Below are 20,467 nucleotides of genomic sequence, written 5' to 3' on the forward strand. Positions count from 1 at the left end.
ATGATCCCTTGGGATGATTTCGAAGGATTCCTCGCCGCCTAGATGCCGTGCAGCGTAAGCGATGACGTGAGGCCGTTACTGCTTGAAGTTCTAGGGCATCAATGCGTCGTTATCGTTCGCAGGCCAACCTTCGGTACAGTTCGTCACCCTGTGTGCTCTGCATGATCTTGGGCCAATCTCGCAGTCCGAACTGGTAAAAGCGACTGCCGTTGATCAAGCGACCATTCGGGGCATCATCGACCGCCTTAAAGCGCGGGTCTGATTGGCATTTCCTGCGACGAAAGTGATCGGCGGATAGTCATCATGGCGTTGCTACCACCCGGCGAGGCTCTCTTGGAAACTATGTACCTACGAGCACGTCTGATCACTGAGAAGACGGTCGAAAAACTGAATTCGGCAGAACGGGTCGCCTTAGCTTACCTATTACGAAAAATTGCTGACGACGACACCGAAGAAGAGGCCGAACACGCCGTAGCCCGATAGTGAACCCGTTGCGCTTCGCTTCGCCGGTGCCTCGTGAGCATTTTACCTTATTCCACCTTCGCGACCATTTCGGTCACGCTCTTGTTGGCGTGGTGAGGGCAACTCCGTCTGTGCAACGATCGAAGATTTCAATCTGCAGCACCGGGGCACGCTGTTTTGATCGAAGGGCCACCAGCTGACCCGGCCTAAGAACTAGACCGTCAAGGTAGTTCAATTTTGCTGACGTCGTTTCAACCACGTGCCCGGAGGCTGCGAAGATGAACGTCAGTGGCGCTTCTGCCCGGATTGTGAACTCACCCTCAACGGATACCGGTGTAACGCGGTGAAAGCTCCTCTTTCGGTTCGTCATGACGTTAAAGTCGGTGACTTCACCGCCTAGCAATCTCGCACTAGTCGCTACGTCGCCTGGAAAGGCATGTGGCGTTGACTTGGATGAGAGCTCTACGTCTTCTTTTCCTTCGACGGAAAGTACAATGCCATCTCCGGTCAGAACATACAGGGTCCGGTCGATGTCCTTAAACGTCGAGAAAGGCCCGCTTTCCGCGACAATTGCGGTGCTGATGCGCCAATCAAAATTATCGATTGATGCACCGGTCGGGAAGACGGCGATCTCCACCGTCTTTCCCTTGCCGTTCTTCCACGGCATGCTTTTATAGTCGGTAGAACGAAGAATTTCCAATTCTTCAGTCCTCCAGAATGCCCGGCAGGCGCAGGCCTTTTTCCTTTGCGCAATCGAGCGCGATCTCGTAACCCGCGTCGGCATGGCGCATGACGCCGGTTGCCGGGTCGTTCCAGAGCACGCGCTCCAGGCGCTTGGCCGCATCATCCGTGCCATCAGCGCAGATGACGACGCCCGAGTGCTGCGAGAAGCCCATGCCGACGCCGCCGCCATGATGCAGCGACACCCAGGTGGCGCCCGAAGCGGTGTTGAGCAGAGCGTTGAGCAACGGCCAGTCCGAAACGGCGTCAGAGCCGTCCTTCATCGCTTCCGTCTCGCGGTTCGGCGAGGCGACCGAGCCGGAGTCGAGATGGTCGCGGCCGATGACTACCGGCGCCTTCAGTTCGCCGTTCTTGACCATTTCGTTGAAGGCGAGGCCGAGGCGGTGGCGATCGCCGAGGCCGACCCAGCAGATGCGCGCCGGCAGGCCCTGGAAGGAGATGCGCTCGCGCGCCATGTCCAGCCAGTTGTGCAGATGCTTGTTGTCGGGCAGCAGTTCCTTGACCTTGGCGTCGGTCTTGTAGATGTCTTCCGGATCGCCGGACAGGGCCGCCCAGCGGAACGGGCCGATGCCACGGCAGAAGAGCGGACGGATATAGGCCGGAACGAAGCCCGGGAAGGCGAAGGCGTTTTCGAGGCCTTCTTCCTTGGCGACCTGGCGGATGTTGTTGCCGTAGTCGAAGGTCGGGATGCCCATGTCCTGGAAGGCGATCATCGCTTCCACATGCTCGCGCATCGAAGCGCGTGCGGCCTTTTCGACAGCCTTCGGGTCGCTTTCGCGCTTGGCCTTCCATTCGGCCATCGTCCAGCCCTTCGGCAGGTAGCCGTTGACCGGGTCGTGTGCCGAGGTCTGGTCGGTGACCATGTCGGGGCGGATGCCGCGGCGGACCATCTCCGGCAGGATCTCGGCACAGTTGCCGAGCAGGCCGACGGACTTGGCTTCGCCGTTCTTCGTCCAGCGGGCGATGATCTCCATCGCCTCGTCCAGCGTCTCGGCCTTTTCGTCGAGATAGCGGGTGCGCAGACGGAAATCGATCGAGTCCGGATTGCATTCGACGGCAAGGCACGAGGCGCCGGCCATGACCGCTGCCAGCGGCTGGGCGCCGCCCATGCCGCCAAGGCCGCCGGTCAGCACCCACTTGCCCTTAAGGTTGCCGCCATAATGCTGGCGGCCGGCTTCCACGAAGGTCTCGTAGGTGCCCTGGACGATGCCTTGCGTGCCGATATAGATCCACGAGCCGGCGGTCATCTGGCCGTACATGGCAAGACCCTTCTTATCCAGCTCGTTGAAGTGATCCCAGTTCGCCCAGTGCGGCACGAGGTTGGAATTGGCGATCAGAACGCGCGGGGCGTCCTTGTGGGTGCGGAAGACGCCGACCGGCTTGCCGGACTGCACCATCAGTGTCTCGTCGTCGTTCAGGTCCTTGAGCGTCTCGACGATCTTGTCGAAATCGGCCCAGGTGCGCGCCGCCCGGCCGATGCCGCCGTAGACGACGAGTTCGTGCGGGTTCTCCGCGACGTTCGGGTCCAGGTTGTTCATCAGCATGCGCAGCGGCGCTTCTGTCAGCCAGCTCTTGGCATTGAGCGTCGTGCCCTGGGGGGCGCGCACGTCGCGAATGTTGTGGCGCGGATTGTTCATGGTCATGCTTCGCTCCTCTTCGATGCGGTTCAGGATGGATTTCAGCGGTTGGCACAGGCAGGCAAAACTCAGTTTGCTGCTTCACCCGGCATTTTCTCGCTTCCCCCGATGAAGATAATGTATATACATAATAGTGAGACGGTAAAGCGGAAAAACCAAGCGGCGTCGATTTTGGTAAAAAGTCGATGCTTGCCCAGGAAAGGGAGGAGTGGACGGCTATGACCGCCCCAGTACAATTCGAAGCAGTGACTCATTCGGTTTATGCGGACAAAGTTCTCCTGGAGGGGGGCTGGAGCCGCGATGTTCGGATCACAATTGCGGACGGCAGGATCAAGACGATTGAGGTCGGCGTGGCTGCTCTCCCTGAGGACGAACGTCATGCGCTTATCGTTAGCGGCATGCCAAACTTACATAGCCATGCATTTCAATACGGCATGGCAGGACTGGCGGAACGCCGCGGTCCGTCCTCCGATTCTTTCTGGAGTTGGCGCGAAATCATGTACAAGTTCGCGCTCACCATGTCGCCTGATCAAGCTGAGGCTGTGGCCTTGCGCCTCTATGTCGAGATGCTGGAGGCCGGCTTCACGCGGGTTGGAGAGTTTCACTATCTCCACCACGACCGCGATGGCACTCACTACTCGAATCCAGCGGAAATGGCAGTGCGCATCGCGTCGGCTGCACGCCGCTCAGGTATCGGACTAACGTTGCTTCCCGTGTTCTACGCGCATTCCACGTTCGGTGGTGTGCAGCCGAACGAAGGGCAGCGCCGTTTTATCCATGATCCGGACAGTTTCGAGCGGCTCATCGCGGGTTGCCAGAGAGCGATCGTGGACTTTGACGGCGCCGTTTTAGGTGTCGCCCCCCACAGTCTTCGTGCGGCGACGCTTGAGGAACTAGCAACCGTATCCAATCTCCTGCCGGACGCGCCGGTCCATATCCATATCGCGGAACAGACGAAGGAAGTCGAAGACTGCGTTGCCTGGTCGGGAAAACGCCCGGTAGATTTGCTTTTGGATAGTCAGGAGTTGTCATCGCGGTGGTGCCTCATTCACGCGACCCACATGACGGACGATGAAACCAGAAGAATGGCCGCCGCTGGAGCAATTGCGGGTCTTTGCCCCATCACAGAAGCCAATTTGGGTGACGGAACCTTCAATGCCACGGTGTTCGGCAACGCTGGCGGAAAATTCGGTATCGGCTCGGATTCAAACGTGCTCATTGGAATAGCTGACGAATTGCGCCAGTTCGAATACTCGTTGCGCCTTCAGCACCGCGCCCGGAATGTTTTGGCGGAAGTCGAAGGGTCGACAGGCAGAGCCTTGTTTGACGGAGCAGTAGAAGGGGGCAACATCGCCATGGGGCGCCCCCAGGACGGCCTGAAAGTCGGCGCATCGGCCGACTTCGTATCGTTGGGCCTTGAACGATTAGGCCATGCCAGCGATGACGCATTGCTTGACGGATGGATTTTCGCGGGCCGCACCGCACCTGTCGATGTGTGGGTGCGCGGCGTTAAGCAGGTCATGGGCGGCCGCCATCGGTTGCGTGACGAGGCTGAGCGTGGGTATGCGAAAGCTCTAAAAGAGCTGCTTGCCTGACAGCCAGGAGCGAGGACCGGTCGGGCCGAGCGCGACGAAACCAAGAGCGCCCGACCAATGCACGTGGCGCTCTTGGAAGTGCATGGGCGACTAAAACGCGCTGCAGAACCGGTACCTAGATCCGGGATACAGGAGGCGCACAGACGTTACGATCTGATCTGCCGACCATGTGCGGCGGGTAACCAGCAGGCACGGTTCGGAACGGGAAATCGCCATGAGCTTGCATTGCCAGGGATGGGGAAGCGCCGCTTCCACGAATTGCTCGGTATGAGTGATTGGCGCTACTGCGCTCAGGTAGGCGTTCGGCGTGCTTTTGTTGAAGTCCTGCGCTAGATAATCAGGAGCTACAAGCGGATTTACGAAGCGGTCCTCCATTTGGATCGGCACATCGTCTTCATGGTGGATTATGATTGAGTGGAAGACGGGTGCCCCAATTTCGACGCCGAGCGATTCTGCCAATTCCGGACTGCATATTGCGCGCTGAGCAACGACAATTTCGGAGAGGTGTGTACTGCCCCGCTCGGCAATTTCCTCTGCAATGTTACGCACCTCCATGAACGGTGCGCTCTTCTTTTTCGGGGCCACGTAAGAGCCCTTACCCTGAATTCGTACGATTAGGCCTTCGAAGGCCAACTCTCGCAACGCACGGTTTGCGGTCATTCGACTCACGCCGAAGTTCTCGACCAACTCGTTTTCGGAAGGAATACGAGTATGCTCGGGCCATTCGCCGCTGTCGACGCGCTCCCGTATTTCTGTTTTCAAACGCTCGTAGAGCGGTTTTCCTCGATTTGCGGAACTCTCAACCGCGGGATCGATGTCGATCCAAGGCATAACCACCCATCCTTCGTCTGTTGATAATCAAGTTTCGTTACTCAAGCCTACGTGGTGGGCGCTTCGTTCCGCAAGCGAATTACGCGCCGCTCAGGAACTTACATATACAATCATACTGGCTCGAAAGCTGATCTGAGCCGCAGTACCCATCTGGACTATCTCTAGATTGCGGATGCGGAGTTGTATAGCCAACTTTGGGTTTTTCGCTGGTGCGTCGAAGAAATGATTCTTGAGAGCGAGAAAGCGTTTATCCTCAAGGTATTATCAATAAAATCAATTGGAACTAGCGGATTTTCTCTATGGTTTCGGACCGAGTGAAGCGCTGATCGGCACTTTTTTTTAAAACTTCCCACAATTCGCCCGGGCCGGACTTGCGGGTCGTTTTGCATTGTGTTTGTATTTGTATAGACAAGATCGACGGTCGACCCAGGGAGGCCACTTAGTCGACCCTCCAGACGGAACGAAAGATTTGCTATGATTGTCTTTGACGACGTCACCAAGCGTTACGCTGGTGCGGCGGCGGCCGTTAACGGCCTGTCGCTCGAGGCACCAAAAGGTAAGCTTACTGTCTTTGTGGGGCCCTCCGGGTGTGGCAAAACCACATCGTTGCGGATGGTGAACCGGCTGATCACGCCGACATCCGGAAAGATACTCCTCGACGGTGAGCCGACCGATCGCATGGATGTTGCTTTGCTACGTCGCCGAATTGGCTACGTAATCCAGCATGCAGGCCTTTTTCCTCACAGAACGGTTGTCCAAAACATCGCCACGACGGCGAGGTTGAATGGTATTCCGAAGGCGAAGGCCTTGAAAACCGCTCATGAACTCCTTGAGCGCGTCGGTCTGACTGCCGCTTTCGCAGATCGGTATCCTTGGCAACTTTCCGGTGGTCAGCAGCAGCGCGTCGGTGTTGCGCGCGCGCTCGCATCGGACCCCAAGTATATGTTGATGGACGAGCCTTTCAGTGCCGTCGATCCCGTAGTGCGCGCACAGTTGCAGGACGAATTTCTGCGTCTGCAAAGAGATATCGGAAAGACCATCATTATGGTCACACACGATATTGATGAGGCACTGAAGTTGGGGGACCAGGTAGCTGTATTGCGCACTGGTGGCACTCTAGCCCAGATCGCGACGCCGCAAAACCTGCTCGCGCGCCCGGCCGACTCGTTCGTGGCGGACTTTATCGGGCGAGATCGTGGATATCGGATTTTGAGCTTCGCGGAATTCGATGGCTCGTTGAACCTAGTCAACGAACCTGTCGTCTCATTGGGCGTGAGCCCTGAAGACGCAAAGAAAGTGGCGCTTGATCGGTGGGTTCTCGTAGCGGACACCTCCGCGCGCCCGATCGGTTGGGCTGATACCGAAAGCCTTCGTGGCCGGTTGCGAGAGGGAGACATCAACCTTTCCGGCACACTTGCACCCCAAGGAAGCTCCCTGCGTCACCTTCTCGATGCTGCGCTCAGTTCGCCGTCAGGCCGTGGTGTAGTTGTTCGGGAAACTGGCGAGCTAGTGGGGTCCGTAACGCTCAAGGACGTTGTTGGCGCCATTCAGAACCCCTCGAACAGGGGGGTGGCATGAACTTCGAATGGCTTGCACGTGAATCAGGACGAATTGGCGAGCTGTTTCTCTGGCATCTCAGCCTTTCGGTGATCCCGGTAATATTGGGTTTGTTGTTGGCCCTCCCTTTGGGATGGCTCGCCCAACGGGCCGGGCCCCTTAGGACGATACTGCTGGGCGCGTCAGGGCTCCTCTATACGATACCGTCATTGGCGCTGTTCGTGCTCCTGCCGGCGGTACTCGGGACCAAGATTCTAGACCCGCTCAATGTGGTCGTAGCTTTGACGATCTATGCCCTCGCGCTACTGGTTCGGACTGTATCCGACGGCCTGGAGGCGGTTTCGCCAGAAGTACTTCAAGCTGCAACAGCGATGGGATACCGGAGCATTCCCAGGTTTCTTTTTGTTGAGCTTCCATTGGCGGTCCCGGTGATTGCGGCCGGGTTGCGTGTCGCGGTCGTATCGAATGTGAGTGTTGTCTCGGTGGCTGCGCTCGTGGGAACTCCGCAATTGGGGATGCTCTTCACGCAAGGCCTCCAACTCCGCTTTCTTACGCCGATTTTCGTTGGAATTGCACTCTGTGTCGTTCTCGCGGCCTTGCTTGATGGACTGGTCGTCTGGCTCGCGGCGCGTCTAACGCTGTGGCAACCAAAGGGACACTAATTCATGTTCGCCTCTCTCGTCGCTTGGTTCAAGGATTTTCTGCATTGGAGCGGTCCGGACGGAATCCCGGTGCTGCTTGTCCAGCACCTAACCTATAGCGCCATAGCATTGGCCTTGGCGTGCGCCATTGCCCTGCCGATCGGTCTCTATGTCGGCCATACGCGTAGGGGTGTCGTCTTGGTTGCAGGAGCCGCAAACGCTCTCAGGGCGCTTCCGAGCCTTGGGTTGATTGTACTGCTAGTAATTCTCTTCGGTCCGATCTTCGCTTCCGATCTGGCATTCCTCGTGCCAAGTTTGATTGTTCTGGTACTGCTCGCCGTACCCCCAATCATGACGTCCACGTATGCCGGGATAGCCGCCGTCGACCCGTCTGTCGTGGACGCCGCGCGTGGCATGGGACAACGGCCGATGAGCATCCTTTTCGCTGTGGAGTTGCCTTGCGCGCTGCCGCTCGTTTTCTCGGGACTTCGGAGCGCGACCCTTCAAATTATTTCCACAGCGACAATTGCAGCCTTTGTCTCTTTGGGAGGCCTCGGACGCCTGATTATCGATGGTAGAGCCCAGAACGACTACTACCAGATGGCGGCCGGAGCGATCCTTGTCGGTGCCCTGGCTTTGGGTGTCGACCTCATAATCGGAGTTGTTTCCCGATTTGCCGTCTCTCCGGGGATCTCGCAGAGACGCTGAACTAACGCATTGACATATCTGATAAAACTAAACGTCTAACTGGAGGTAGACCGCATGGCTTTGCAGATCAAAAAGACCTTAGGCCCACTCGCGTTTCTTGCAATTGCAGCGTTTCCGGCATTTGCGAACGATCCGTTGGCTTCGGACACGCCCTCGCGCGCCGACACCTCGACAATCATCGTCGGGTCCGCAGACTTTCCTGAAAGCCAGCTCCTGGCGACCATCTACGCGAAGGCTCTGTCTGCGAAGGGGATCCAGACCGAGACACGACTGAGCATCGGCAGCAGAGAGGTCTACATGCCGGCACTCCTCGATGGATCTATCGATCTTCTGCCGGAGTATGCAGGCGCAACGTTGAGCTATCTCGACAAACAGGCAACCGCGCACTCGCCTGCAGATGTTGCGACCGCCCTGAAGGCTGCCCTCCCAGAGGGGATTTCGATGCTGACACCTTCAGGGGCGCAGAATTCCGATATTCTTGCTGTGACGAAAGCTACAGCCGACAAGTACAACCTGAAAACAATTGAAGACCTGAAGGCACATGCCCCCGAACTAGTACTGGGAGGCCCGCCCGAATGGAAAACCCGCAAGGAGGGTGTCGTCGGCCTGCGGGACGTATACGGCTTGGAATTTCATTCGTTCAAGACACTTGATGTCGCGGGACCGCTGACGTTGGCCGCACTCGTCAATGGCCAAGTCCAGGCGGCGGACATGACATCCACTGATCCGGCAATGACAGCCAACAGCCTCGTTGCGCTGGAGGATACGAAGAACCTCTTCCCCGCGCAGAACATCGTGCCGATCATTGCTACACCCAAGGTCAGCGACGACGTCCAAAAGACGCTTGATGCCGTCTCGACGGCTCTGACCACGGACGATCTCATCAAGATGAACGGCAAACTCGCGGCTCAGGAAGGCTATGACGCCGTTGCCAGTGATTGGTTGGCTGAAAAGGGTTTGAACTAAACCCGGCAAAGTGAGACGCGGCGCGCCTGCCGCGTCTCACGGACAACTTCACAAGCATTACCGATAGAATCAGGAGAGTAACAAGTGTCCGTCGAGAGCAGAACGGAGGCAGCGCCGGTGACTCCGAGTGTGCGCCTGGGCGCAAAACATGTCGGCGTGGCGGAAATCGCCGCAATTGCTGACGGCATGCCTATCGTCTTGGATGAGGCGGGTCTTGAGCGCGTGAGCGCGAGCCACAACCACATTCGTCAGGCGATGGAAAGCGGGCAGGCGATCTACGGGCTGACTACCGGGGTCGGCGATCTCTATTCCGTAACGCTTCGGCCTGACGAAATTGCACGCGCCCAACTCAATATGCTCAAGAGCCACGCAAGCGGAGTCGGAGAGCCACTCTCGCGTCGGAACGTGAGGGCCATTATGGCCGCGCAGCTTGTTGCTTTCCTGCAGGGATTCAGCGGAATCTCTCGGTTGCTCGTGACGACGATGGTCGAAATGCTCAATCGCGGCGTTACGCCCTGGGCTCCCATCAGCGGGTCTGTTGGATACCTGATCGCGACCTCGCACATTGGCCTGTCAATTTTTGGTCACGGTCGATCTTGGTTCGAGGGAGAGCTACTGCCCGGTGCGGAAGCTTTGAGACGCGCAGGCATCGCTGTCAACGATCCCGGACCTCGCGAAGGGCATGCTTTGATCAGCAATGCCTACGAAATCACTGGCCTCGGCGCACTCGCAGTCCATCAGGTCGAGCGTCTGGTCGAACTCGCAGATGTGGCCGGTGCCATGAGCATCGAAGCGTTGCGCGGCAATACCCGGGGCTTCGATCCGCGACTGCACAGTATGAGGCCCCATGTCGGCCAAGTAGCAACGGCTGCTCGCCTCATCGATCTGCTCGCTGACAGCGCTATTATGGAAGCGAACCGGGACCATCGGCTGCAGGATGCACTCAGCCTCCGTTGCATGCCTCAAGTCCATGGCGCAGCCCGTGACGCGATCGATTATGTCAAACGGATTATCGAAACGGAAATCGGATCGGTTACCGACAATCCCGTCTTTGTTTTCGAGGACAACGAACTGCGGGCGTTGCCGGGGGGCAACGGTCATGGCGCGCCGACTGCGATCGCGCTCGATTTCCTGGCAATTGCGATCGCTTCTCTCTCGACGATATCTCAGGCGCGGTCAGACCGACTGACAAACCACCACATGAGTGGCTTGCCTGCTTTCCTTGCGAGTGGCAGCGGCGCACACTCCGGGTTCATGATCCCACCGTACTCTGCGGCGGGTCTTGCAGCCGACAATCGCATGTACGCCGCACCGGCAACGGTTCACACAGTCCCGACTTGCGCGGGGCAAGAGGACCACGTGTCCATGGGGGTCGCAGCAGCCCGCAAAGCTATGTCGGCTGCGGAAAATCTTGCGGGCATTCTCAGCATCGAGTTCCTATGTGCCGCCGAGGCGCTCGAGTTTCATAGGCCCCTGCGAGCCGGTCGCGGTACGGGCGCAGCGTTGACTGAAATCAGAGAAGTCGTGTCCCCACGCGACGAAGACCGCGAAATGTATCCGGATCTGCAGGCGGTCCGAAACCTCATCGACAACGGCAGGCTCGCCAATGCCGTTTCAAATGCCCTTTCCAGTCAAACAAGGCTTTAAACATCATGGCCACAAGCTCCAACGCAACTTCACCTCTCGCTGGCGTCAAAGTCCTTGACCTTTCCCGCGTTCTCGCTGGCCCGCTCTGTGCTTCGATCCTTGCTGATCTAGGCGCGGACGTCACAAAAATCGAACTTCCCGGCCGCGGGGATGACTCACGCGCATTCGGACCGTTCCTGGACGGCGAAAGCTGCTATTTCATGTTGGTGAACCGCGGCAAGAAAAGCGTCACTGTTGACCTGAAGTCGCCGGAAGGTCTTGAGCTGGTTCGCCGCCTCGTTGCGGGAGCTGATGTCCTGGTGGAGAACTTCCGACCGGGTGTCACCGCCCGACTCGGACTGGACTTCGAAACGTTGAGCAAGCTCAATCCGCGTCTCGTTTATGTGAGCATTTCTGGCTTTGGTCAGACCGGACCATTGGCTCACCGTCCCGCCTACGACCACATCGTTCAGGCGATCGGCGGTATCATGAGCATCACGGGCTGGGCCGATGGTTCGCCGACCCGCATCGGGGACGCAGTCGGTGACGTGGTCGCCGGCCTATACGGCGCTTTCGGCGCGTTGGCCGCGTTGCTGCAGCGCCAAGCGACGGGACAGGGCCAACACGTCGACGTCGCAATGTTGGATGCGATGGCCTCTTTGCAAATGGTGACTCTCTCTCAAATCGCCGGGGGGTTGCCCGCGCCCGGCCGAATTGGGAATTCGCACCCTGTGTCGGCTCCAATGGACTCGTTCGTTGCAAAAGACGGCCACGTCGTCATAGCCGTCGCCAACGATCCGCTTTTCGTAAAGCTCGCCAACGCCATGGGCCAAGCCTCGCTGGCGAAGGACCCGCGTTATGAAGCCGATGCGAAGCGTTTCGTGAATCGTCACGAACTCCACGCAATTATCGAGAAGTGGACGAGTGAGCTTGAAGTCGACGATATCATCAATCAGCTCGAAGAGGCTGGAGTCCCCGCCGCGCCGATCTGGGATCTGAAACAGGTTCTGGAAAGCGACCATGCTCAGTATCGTCAGCTGCTGCGCGACATCAAGCAGCCGAGTGGCAGTGTTCTGAAAGTTATGCCCCAGCCCGTACGCTTTAGCGGAGCCTCGGCCGAAGCTAATCTCGCTGCCCCAATGTTGGGAGCCGATACGATGGAAGTATTGGGTCGCGAACTCGGCCTTTCCACTGAGCAGCTGTCCGGCCTGCGCCAACGTGGCATCATCTGAGCCGCAAGGAGAGAAAAGTGACAAACAAACAAACTCGTGTCGCCGTTATCGGTGCGGGCACGATGGGTGCGGGTATTGCGGGCGTGTTCGTGCGCGCCGGTTTCGACGTCGCACTGTATTCCCGCGGACAGGCGACTCTTGAAACTGCGCGCACCCTTCTCTGCGATGTGGCGAATAAAGTTCGCTTCTCGACGGATATTGAGGAATGCTTGGACGGAGCAGAAATCGTCAGCGAAAACATCGCGGAAAACGCAGATCTCAAACGCGACCTTTTCGCGCTGGTTGAAAGCAAAGTCTCCGCTACCTGTTTGCTGACCACCAACACCTCGAGCGTTCCGATCAGTTCGATTGCGTCTTCAATGCGGCAACCCCATCGGCTGGTCGGTCTTCACTGGTTCAACCCCCCGGCAGTGATGCCCCTGGTCGAAATCGTTCGTGGAAAAGCCACGAGCGAGAGCGTTGTCGAGAAAGCACAGGCACTCTGCAATGGACTCGGCAAGGAATCCATTGAGGTAAAGAACGAAATCCCTGGATTCGTGATCAACCGGCTCCAGTACGCGATGCTGCGCGAAGCTCTTCATCTCGTGGAAGAAGGAATCGCCTCTATACAAGACGTGGATCGCGCCGTGGAAACAACTCTCGCCCCCCGTTGGTCTTCTGCAGGACCGCTGCGCCTGATGGACATGGCAGGATTGGATACGGTTGCGAAAGTATCGGCGGTACTCATGCCCGCTTTGAGCCGCAGCGAAGGCGTCTCGCCGATTATCGAGAAGTTGGTGTCATCAGGCGCGCTGGGTACGAAGGCGCAGCGGGGCTTCTACAATTGGAGTGACGAGGAAATAAGCATCGCAAAGATGGACCGAGACGAGACCGTTAAACTTTTGACAGAGAGGCGCAAGTCATGAACGCTGAAGCAAATTCGGTCGTCCGCGTCACGCAGAGCGGCCACGTGGGGCATATCACGCTGAACCGACCGGAGAAGCGCAATGCGCTCAGCCGCGAAATGCTGGAAAGACTCGTTGCGACGCTACGCGCTTTCGACGGCGACCCAGATATACGCTCGGTCGTGATTTCCGGCGACGCCCGTGCTTTTGCCGCTGGCGCGGACATAGGGACGTTGGCAGAGGCTGGACCTGTCGAACTCTATGGCAGCGGATTCAGTGAGCTTTGGGATGAGGTGGCAACGATTTCGAAGCCCCTGGTCGCAGCTGTCTCTGGTTACGCCCTTGGAGGAGGGCTAGAACTGGTCTTGATTTGTGACATCGTCGTCTGTGACGAGAGCGCGGTTTTTGGCATGCCCGAAGCGGCAATCGGAACTGTGCCCGGTGCCGGAGGCACGCAACGCCTTGTTCGCGTGGTCGGGAAAACCCTGGCGATGGAAATGATCCTCGCAGGGCGCCGGCTCAATGCCAGCGAGGCGCTGGCACGGGGGCTTGTGAGCACCGTTACTGCGGCGGGTCAGGTGGAAGCACAGGCGCTCGCGATCGCGGACAAGATTGCAACGAATGGCCCGGTGGCGGTCAAACTCGCGAAACAGGCAGTACTCCAGAGCTACGAAACGCCTCTGACAGCAGGTGTGCGCTTCGAGCGTAGTTTGTCTGCCCTTCTCGCGGCCAGCGAGGACCGTGCGGAGGGTATGCGCGCGTTCGGTGAAAAGCGAAAACCCGTCTTTACAGGCAGATAGCGCTCTTGATCAGTGCAGGCGAGAGCGTCGTCGCTCCGACTGCAGCATTTCGCTGACGCCCGGCGCGGGTGTGCAGCCACTAGCAAATCATCAACCCAAGCCATTATCGGCCATCCTCGGGAGAGGGTGGCCTCGAGCATGGTCGTGTCATAGAGAGACGGTCACTACAGTGACGAGGAGTTGTACATGAAGATTGGTTCGCCGAAGGAGTTACTCGCGGCCGAGTGTCGCGTGGCGCTGACACCTGACAGCGCGGTGCAACTTGCGAAACTTGGCTACAGCAGCATCATCGAGACGGGCGCGGGCGTCGCGGCCGGTTTTTCCGATGATGCCTATCGGGCCGCGGGCGTTGAGGTGGCCCCGTCGGCGGACGCGCTCTGGGCTTCGGCCGACGTGATTGTCAAGGTGCGGCCGCCTGAGCCGAGCGAGGTCGCGCTTTTGTCTGCGGACAAGACGCTGATCTCGTTCTTCTATCCGGGCCAGAACCCGGAACTGCTTGAGCTAGCCAAGGCGAAGGGCGCCAACGTCATCGCCATGGACATGGTGCCGCGCATCAGCCGCGCGCAGAAGATGGATGCGCTGTCGTCGATGGCCAATATCGCCGGCTACCGTGCGGTGATCGAGGCCGGCAACAATTTCGGCCGCTTCTTCACCGGCCAGGTAACGGCCGCCGGCAAGGTGCCGCCGGCCAAGGTGCTGGTGATCGGTGCGGGCGTCGCCGGTCTGGCGGCGATCGGTGTCGCCACCTCGCTCGGTGCCCAGACCTATGCCTTCGACGTGCGTCCTGAGGTCGCCGAGCAGATCGAGAGCATGGGGGCCGAGTTCGTCTATCTCGACTTCGCCGATGGTGAGGGGGGCGGTCAGCAGGATGGTGCTGCAACCGGCGGCTATGCGGCGCCCTCTTCGCCGGAGTTCCGCGAAAAGCAGCTGGCGAAGTTCCGCGAGCTCGCACCTCAGATCGACATCGTCATCACCACGGCGCTGATCCCCGGCCGGGATGCGCCAAAGCTCTGGCTTGCCGACATGGTGGCGGCGATGAAGCCGGGATCGGTGGTCGTCGACCTTGCGGCCGAACGCGGCGGCAACTGCGATCTCACACTTGCCGATCAGCGCGTCGTCTCCGACAACGGCGTCGTCGTTATCGGCTACACCGACTTCCCGAGCCGCATGGCCGCGCAGGCGTCCACGCTCTATGCCACCAACATCCGGCATATGCTGACCGACCTGACACCCGGCAAGGACGGCAAGCTCGTCCACAACATGGAGGACGACGTCATCCGTGGCGCGACGGTCGCCTTCGAGGGGGCCATTACCTATCCGCCACCACCGCCGAAGATCGCTGCGATCGCGGCACAGAAGCCCAAGGAAAAGGTGAAGGAGCCGACGCCGGAGGAAAAGCGTGCCACCGAGGCCGCAGCCTTCAAGGCCCAGACGAAGAGCCAGCTGACGCTGCTCGCCGTCGGCACGGCGCTGCTGCTTCTCGTCGGGGCCTTTGCGCCGGCGGCTTTCATGAGCCACTTCGTCGTCTTCGTGCTCGCCTGCTTCGTCGGTTTCCAGGTCATCTGGAACGTCTCGCATTCGCTGCACACGCCGCTGATGGCTGTCACCAACGCGGTTTCCGGCATCGTCATTCTCGGCGCTCTGCTGCAGATCGGGTCTGGCAACTGGCTGGTGGTGCTGCTTGCGGCACTCTCGGTGCTGATCGCCACGATCAATATCGTCGGCGGCTTCCTCGTCACACGGCGCATGCTCGCCATGTTCCAGAAATCCTGATCGGGCAGGGGTAATCATTATGATGATCGGTATCGTATCGGCCGCCTATATCGCGGCAGCCGTTCTCTTCATCCTCTCGCTCGGCGGGCTCTCTGGCCAGGAAAGCGCCAAGCGCGCCGTGTGGTACGGTATGACCGGCATGGGCCTTGCGATTGTCGCCACGGTCTTTGGACCTGACGTCGGCAACTGGCTTGTCATCGTGCTGATGATTGCGGGCGGCGCCGTGCTCGGCCACTTTGTCGCCTCCCGCGTCCAGATGACCGAGATGCCGCAGCTCGTGGCAGCGCTGCATTCCTTCGTCGGTCTTGCCGCCGTGTTCATCGGCTTCAACGCCCATATCGAAGCGGTTGACGTCGCCGGTCTCGACGCGGCAGCCCGCTCTGCGCTGACCGGTTTTGCCGCGATCCTTGCGCACAAGGAACCGGTAGAACTGTCGATCATGAAGGTCGAGGTCTTCCTCGGCGTCTTCATCGGCGCCGTCACCTTCACCGGCTCCGTCATCGCCTTCGGCAAGCTCGCCGGCAAGGTCGACGGCAAGGCAAAGAAGCTGCCGGGCGGTCATCTGCTCAATGCAGGTGCCGCACTGCTCTCGCTCGTGCTGCTGGTGCTCTACGTCAACGGTGCCGGCACCTGGACGCTGCTCGCCATGACGCTCGCGGCCTTCTTCATCGGCTACCACCTGATCATGGGCATCGGCGGCGCCGACATGCCCGTGGTCGTGTCGATGCTGAACAGCTATTCCGGCTGGGCGGCTGCTGCCATCGGCTTCACGCTCGGAAACGACCTTTTGATCGTCACCGGCGCGCTCGTCGGATCATCGGGCGCGATCCTCTCCTACATCATGTGCAAGGCGATGAATCGCTCCTTCGTTTCCGTCATCCTCGGCGGCTTCGGTGCCACCACAGGCCCGGCCATGGAAATCACCGGAGAGCAGATCGCCATCGATGCCGAAGGTGTGGCCGCAGCCCTCAACGACGCCGACAGCGTCATCATCGTGCCGGGCTATGGCATGGCGGTGGCGCAGGCACAGCAATCGGTCTCCGAGCTTACCCGCAAGCTGCGGGCGGCCGGCAAGAACGTGCGCTTCGCCATTCATCCGGTCGCCGGCCGGTTGCCGGGCCACATGAACGTGCTCTTGGCCGAAGCGAAGGTTCCCTACGACATCGTTCTGGAGATGGACGAGATCAACGAGGACTTCCACGAAACCGATGTCGTCATCGTCATCGGCTCCAACGACATCGTCAATCCGGCCGCCCAGGAAGATCCGAACTCGCCGATATCAGGCATGCCGGTGCTCGAGGTCTGGAAAGCCAAGCAGGTATTCGTCTCCAAGCGCGGCCAGGGTACCGGCTATTCCGGCATCGAGAACCCGCTGTTCTACAAGGACAACACCCGCATGTTCTACGGCGACGCCAAGGAGTCGATAGGTAAACTGTTGCCGGTGCTGGCTTGATGATCGACGTGATCTCTGAGATGCGGACGCCTGGTTCTCAAGCGCCCACATCCCAGCTAGATGCGTGCTCGGCTTGGCAACAGGAGTACGTGATGTGAATCCGAGATTTGCATGGAAGGTGAGAGATGACGACCGAGGCCATTCGAAATCCTGCTGAGTGCGATCCTTCGCCACAAGGCCAGGCACCAATTGCGATATGGGGACAACGGCCCTTTGCTCTGCGGCAACTCATCAACGCGCTGGGCAACCTCCTATTGGCCCACGATGTCCCCTCCATGTCCCGGTACACGGCAGGCAAGATTTTTCACCAGCTTTCTAGACCGGCTGCGATGTACGGGGTCGGTGGCAATGCACTTCCGGCGTCTGGGCATCTTGCTGAGGCTTTGTCGACCGCCATTCAGGGCGGCGGACCAATCGCAGAACTGGCAAAGGCGATTAACGCGATCGCGCCCGATCTTCGCTGGTATCGGTCGAGAACCGGCCCTTTCGCCAGCATCAATTTCGTTCGTGGACACGCCCATGCATTAATGGTGGGACCGGGTGGCATGGAGGAGCGCGATGATGTCCATATCGGTGCAACTATAATGGCACCCTACGGTCGCTTCCCGGATCATCGCCGCAAGCATCCTACCGTCTTTCTTGCCCTGTCGCGCGCGGAAGTGCGATTGCACGACGAAGATTGGGTGGTACGATCGCCTGGCGGGGTTTTCTTTGGCGAAGAAGGTCAGGAATTTGCCATGCGTTGTACGTCAAATCCCCTCCTTCTGCTTTGGTGCCAACGCGTGCGATCGGGCAAAAGTGGTTCCTCGAGAACATAGAGGTACGCCGGGCATGATCAGCGACACTAAACGGATCCGTCGTTCGATCGCATGCAGATGTCGTAACGACCTCTCCGTAGTGTCGCAGGATGGGCCTTAATTCTACGTAGCGGGCCGTGTTGGCAGGCAGTAGGGAGATTGCGTTGAGAACGTCGAAGCCTTCAACGGAGTGCGTCCGGGTAGGCTTCTACTTGACGCCCAACTTTCCGCTCTTGGCGTTCTCGGCAGCTTTGGACCCTTTGAGACAAGCTAATCGCCTGAACGAACATCCACTCTACGAATGGGTTTTAATTTCCCTTGACGGCTCCCCTGTCGAAAACAGTGCCGGATTCGCTGTGCCAATCGATTGTGGCGTCGACAACGCGCCACATTGCGATGTGGTGATTGTATGCTCAGGCGTTGATCCGGCACGCTACTTCAAGAGAGGTGCTTTGACATGGTTCAGGCGCTTGAGCCGACAGGGCGTCCTTCTGGGAGGCATAAGCACGGGAGCTTACCTGTTGGCTCGAGCTGGACTGCTCGATGGACGGCGCTGCACCGTTCATTGGGAGAACTCCGCTGACTTTCAGGAGGCGTTCCCGAATGTGCTTGCAACCAACGATATTTTTACCGCGGATGGACCGTTCATCACTTCCTCTGGTGGAACGGCCACCTTGGATATGATGCTGAGCATCGTTGAGTCTTTTCATGGGCGGACACTCGCCGTGGCAATCTCCGATCAGTTCAACCATCCGCAGATAAGAGGCAAAGGCGAGTCACAACGGATGACGCCGGAAGCCCGCTACGGAATTACTCATGACCGGCTTTCAAGTATAGTCCGGCTTATGCAAAATAGCGTCCAAGCTCCTATTGGGGTCGAAGTTCTGGCGCACCGGGTGGGGTTATCGTCCCGCCAGATGGAACGGCTGTTTTTGTCGCATCTCGGGCGGACGCCGGTCGCGTTCTACGCGGCGCTTAGAATGGAGAGAGCACATGAACTTGTCTCTAGGACGAGTCTGTCTATTGATGTGGTTGCTCAGCACTGCGGCTATTCTTCCGCCACCCACTTCGCTCGCCGATACCGGGCTCACTTTGGCGTAACCCCGGCCGCCGAGCGGGCCGCCAAAGCTACGCGACCCCAGAAAGACGCCGACAACACTTCGTAGCCGCGTCGAGAAACCTGTCGATCATGTCGGATTCGCGCATTTGTGTCTGGGTCGGCGCGGAATACCTTGAGCGAGGGGATTTATCGCTTTCGGAGGAAAGGCGGATGACTGGCGCTATTCAAACTGAGTTCGATCTCGTTGTGCGCAACGGAACCGTTGTGCTGCGTGATGGGCCACAACAGCTCGACATTGGCATAAGAGACGGGCGCATCGTCGCCCTAGAGGCAGGCCTTGGCGGTGGCCGCGAGACGTACGATGCCAAAGGCAAAGTTGTGCTGCCTGGAGGCGTTGACAGCCACTGCCACATGGATCAGCAGCCCTGGGAGGGCCGAACCACCTCCGACGACTTTCAGAGCGGCACGCTGTCAGCACTGTGTGGTGGCAACACAACCGTGATCCCATTCGCGATGCAGGTTAAGGGCAACTCGATTCGGGCCATAGTTGATGACTACCATCTTCGCGCGGCTCCGAAAGCCCATATCGACTATGCATTCCATATGATCGTCGGTGACGCTTCCGAGACCACACTCGAGGAGGTGAAGACCCTGGTCGACGAAGGCTGCACGTCCATCAAGATTTTTCTGACCTACGATGGTCTCAAGCTTGACGATTATGAAGCTCTGAAGATTTTCGAACTGGCCCGGCGCGAAGGTGCCATGGTAATGGTTCACGCCGAAAACGACGGCTGTATCCGCTGGCTCACCGAACATCTACTCAGAGAGCGAAAGACCCAACTCAGGTACTTCGAAGTGGCACGGTCCACGATTTCGGATCGTGAGGCGACCCATCGGGCCATAAGTCTGGCAGAACTGCTCGAGACGCCCATTCTCATCGCTCATGTCGCGTCCGCGGCAGCGGTGGACGAGATCCGCCGGGCACGTGCGCGCGGCCTGCCAGTATTCGCGGAGACCTGCCCACAATATCTTTTCCTCTCCTCCGCGGATCTGGACACCAAAGATCTGTCAGGAGCCAAGTGCATCTGCACACCTCCGCCTCGCCATCGGTCCAATCAGCCGGAAATCTGGCGTGGTATTCTGGATGGCACTCTGGGCGTCTTTTCTTCTGACCATTCGCCCCTTCACTATGTCGAAAAGATTGCAGCCGGGCCAAACGCTCCATTCAACCGCGTCCCAGGCGGGTTGCCAGGTTTGGAAACCCGCTTGCCGCTCCTGTTTTCGGGCGGCGTGAACACGGGGCGCATGACGCTTCAGCAGTTTGCCGAAGTGACGGCGACGGAGCCCGCGCGGCTCTATGGCCTTTATCCTCGGAAGGGCGTGATCGCCATCGGTTCGGACGCGGATCTTGCGATCTGGGATGCCAACCGCGAAGTGACGATCAAGAACGACATGCTCCACCATGCGACGGACCACACCCCCTACGAGGATATGCGTGTCCGCGGCTGGCCTATCGTTACGATCTCTCGGGGAGAGGTCGTCTGGGAGGACGGGGTAGTAAAGTCCCGACCAGGCCGCGGACAGTTTCTACCTTGCGATCGACCATTTGTTCGATTGCCACTTCCATCGTTCGAACCTATCAGCGAGTTCGAGTGCTCGGCGGCCGAATAAGGAAGATGCAGCAGGTGAACCGCTGCTCCGACA

General features: G+C 58.9%; 17 protein-coding genes and 1 pseudogene. 15 read left to right on the top strand and 3 right to left on the bottom strand.

Annotated elements, in window-relative coordinates; genetic code table 11:
* Positions 1-130 precede the first annotated feature (130 nt).
* Positions 131-483: pseudogene (locus LAC81_RS29835) on the top strand (MarR family winged helix-turn-helix transcriptional regulator); the annotation flags it as partial.
* A gap of 73 nt (positions 484-556) precedes the next feature.
* Here the strand turns inward: LAC81_RS29835 and LAC81_RS29840 are convergent.
* Positions 557-1,162, bottom strand: a complete 606-nt coding sequence (locus LAC81_RS29840; RefSeq protein ID WP_223728276.1) for a HutD family protein — start codon at positions 1,160-1,162, stop codon at positions 557-559.
* 4 nt (positions 1,163-1,166) lie between these two features.
* Positions 1,167-2,840 (bottom strand): urocanate hydratase, encoded by a 1,674-nt coding sequence (hutU, locus tag LAC81_RS29845; RefSeq protein ID WP_223730360.1) that lies wholly within the window; start codon positions 2,838-2,840, stop codon positions 1,167-1,169.
* A 218-nt stretch (positions 2,841-3,058) separates the two neighbouring features.
* Here hutU and LAC81_RS29850 point away from each other — a divergent pair, with 218 nt between their 5' ends.
* Positions 3,059-4,435: a formimidoylglutamate deiminase gene (locus LAC81_RS29850; protein WP_223728277.1), complete on the top strand. Its 1,377-nt coding sequence runs from the start codon at positions 3,059-3,061 to the stop codon at positions 4,433-4,435.
* 90 nt (positions 4,436-4,525) lie between these two features.
* On the opposite strand, the gene hutC is transcribed toward LAC81_RS29850, so the two are convergent.
* The gene (gene hutC, locus LAC81_RS29855) at positions 4,526-5,266 is read right to left on the bottom strand and encodes a histidine utilization repressor (RefSeq protein ID WP_223728278.1); all 741 of its coding nucleotides are present in this window, start codon (positions 5,264-5,266) and stop codon (positions 4,526-4,528) included.
* 474 nt (positions 5,267-5,740) lie between these two features.
* On the opposite strand from hutC, the gene LAC81_RS29860 reads away from it, so the two are divergent.
* From LAC81_RS29860 to hydA, 13 genes are all read left to right on the top strand, one after another.
* Positions 5,741-6,844, top strand: a complete 1,104-nt coding sequence (locus tag LAC81_RS29860) for an ABC transporter ATP-binding protein (RefSeq protein WP_223728279.1) — start codon at positions 5,741-5,743, stop codon at positions 6,842-6,844.
* Positions 6,841-7,485, top strand: a complete 645-nt coding sequence (locus LAC81_RS29865) for an ABC transporter permease (protein WP_223728280.1) — start codon at positions 6,841-6,843, stop codon at positions 7,483-7,485. The genes LAC81_RS29860 and LAC81_RS29865 overlap by 4 nt, the downstream gene beginning before the upstream one ends.
* Positions 7,486-7,488: 3 nt before the next feature.
* Complete coding sequence (locus LAC81_RS29870) at positions 7,489-8,172, top strand: ABC transporter permease (RefSeq protein ID WP_223728281.1); 684 nt, start codon at positions 7,489-7,491, stop codon at positions 8,170-8,172.
* 54 nt (positions 8,173-8,226) lie between these two features.
* Positions 8,227-9,138 carry an ABC transporter substrate-binding protein gene (locus LAC81_RS29875; protein ID WP_223728282.1) on the top strand — a complete coding sequence of 304 codons (912 nt, stop codon included), beginning with the start codon at positions 8,227-8,229 and terminating at the stop codon, positions 9,136-9,138.
* A gap of 84 nt (positions 9,139-9,222) precedes the next feature.
* Positions 9,223-10,785 carry an HAL/PAL/TAL family ammonia-lyase gene (locus tag LAC81_RS29880; protein WP_223728283.1) on the top strand — a complete coding sequence of 521 codons (1,563 nt, stop codon included), beginning with the start codon at positions 9,223-9,225 and terminating at the stop codon, positions 10,783-10,785.
* A 5-nt stretch (positions 10,786-10,790) separates the two neighbouring features.
* Positions 10,791-11,996: a CaiB/BaiF CoA transferase family protein gene (locus tag LAC81_RS29885; RefSeq protein WP_223728284.1), complete on the top strand. Its 1,206-nt coding sequence runs from the start codon at positions 10,791-10,793 to the stop codon at positions 11,994-11,996.
* A gap of 17 nt (positions 11,997-12,013) precedes the next feature.
* Complete coding sequence (locus LAC81_RS29890; RefSeq protein ID WP_223728285.1) at positions 12,014-12,901, top strand: 3-hydroxyacyl-CoA dehydrogenase family protein; 888 nt, start codon at positions 12,014-12,016, stop codon at positions 12,899-12,901.
* Positions 12,898-13,680: an enoyl-CoA hydratase-related protein gene (locus LAC81_RS29895; protein WP_223728286.1), complete on the top strand. Its 783-nt coding sequence runs from the start codon at positions 12,898-12,900 to the stop codon at positions 13,678-13,680. Before LAC81_RS29890 ends, LAC81_RS29895 begins: the two co-directional genes overlap by 4 nt.
* 186 nt (positions 13,681-13,866) lie before the next feature.
* Positions 13,867-15,453 (top strand): Re/Si-specific NAD(P)(+) transhydrogenase subunit alpha, encoded by a 1,587-nt coding sequence (locus LAC81_RS29900; RefSeq protein ID WP_223728287.1) that lies wholly within the window; start codon positions 13,867-13,869, stop codon positions 15,451-15,453.
* Positions 15,454-15,472: 19 nt separating this feature from the next.
* A complete protein-coding gene (locus tag LAC81_RS29905; protein ID WP_223728288.1) occupies positions 15,473-16,906 on the top strand; it encodes an NAD(P)(+) transhydrogenase (Re/Si-specific) subunit beta in 1,434 nt (477 codons plus the stop codon).
* Between the two features lie 125 nt (positions 16,907-17,031).
* Entirely contained in the window at positions 17,032-17,724 is a 693-nt protein-coding gene (locus LAC81_RS29910; RefSeq protein WP_223728289.1) for a dimethylsulfonioproprionate lyase family protein, read from the top strand.
* 143 nt (positions 17,725-17,867) lie between these two features.
* Complete coding sequence (locus LAC81_RS29915) at positions 17,868-18,869, top strand: GlxA family transcriptional regulator (protein ID WP_223728290.1); 1,002 nt, start codon at positions 17,868-17,870, stop codon at positions 18,867-18,869.
* 104 nt (positions 18,870-18,973) lie between these two features.
* Positions 18,974-20,434: a dihydropyrimidinase gene (gene hydA / locus LAC81_RS29920; protein WP_223728291.1), complete on the top strand. Its 1,461-nt coding sequence runs from the start codon at positions 18,974-18,976 to the stop codon at positions 20,432-20,434.
* Positions 20,435-20,467 lie beyond the last annotated feature (33 nt).

Origin of the sequence: Ensifer adhaerens (assembly GCF_020035535.1) — a bacterium.
GTDB lineage: Bacteria > Pseudomonadota > Alphaproteobacteria > Rhizobiales > Rhizobiaceae > Ensifer.

Coding starts and splice junctions, on each gene's coding strand:
- hutU (WP_223730360.1), bottom strand. CDS start 2,840: ATGAACAATCCGCGCCACAACATTCGCGACGTGCGCGCCCCCCAGGGC.
- LAC81_RS29850 (WP_223728277.1), top strand. CDS start 3,059: ATGACCGCCCCAGTACAATTCGAAGCAGTGACTCATTCGGTTTATGCG.
- hutC (WP_223728278.1), bottom strand. CDS start 5,266: ATGCCTTGGATCGACATCGATCCCGCGGTTGAGAGTTCCGCAAATCGA.
- LAC81_RS29860 (WP_223728279.1), top strand. CDS start 5,741: ATGATTGTCTTTGACGACGTCACCAAGCGTTACGCTGGTGCGGCGGCG.
- LAC81_RS29865 (WP_223728280.1), top strand. CDS start 6,841: ATGAACTTCGAATGGCTTGCACGTGAATCAGGACGAATTGGCGAGCTG.
- LAC81_RS29870 (WP_223728281.1), top strand. CDS start 7,489: ATGTTCGCCTCTCTCGTCGCTTGGTTCAAGGATTTTCTGCATTGGAGC.
- LAC81_RS29875 (WP_223728282.1), top strand. CDS start 8,227: ATGGCTTTGCAGATCAAAAAGACCTTAGGCCCACTCGCGTTTCTTGCA.
- LAC81_RS29885 (WP_223728284.1), top strand. CDS start 10,791: ATGGCCACAAGCTCCAACGCAACTTCACCTCTCGCTGGCGTCAAAGTC.
- LAC81_RS29895 (WP_223728286.1), top strand. CDS start 12,898: ATGAACGCTGAAGCAAATTCGGTCGTCCGCGTCACGCAGAGCGGCCAC.
- LAC81_RS29900 (WP_223728287.1), top strand. CDS start 13,867: ATGAAGATTGGTTCGCCGAAGGAGTTACTCGCGGCCGAGTGTCGCGTG.
- LAC81_RS29905 (WP_223728288.1), top strand. CDS start 15,473: ATGATGATCGGTATCGTATCGGCCGCCTATATCGCGGCAGCCGTTCTC.
- LAC81_RS29910 (WP_223728289.1), top strand. CDS start 17,032: ATGACGACCGAGGCCATTCGAAATCCTGCTGAGTGCGATCCTTCGCCA.
- hydA (WP_223728291.1), top strand. CDS start 18,974: ATGACTGGCGCTATTCAAACTGAGTTCGATCTCGTTGTGCGCAACGGA.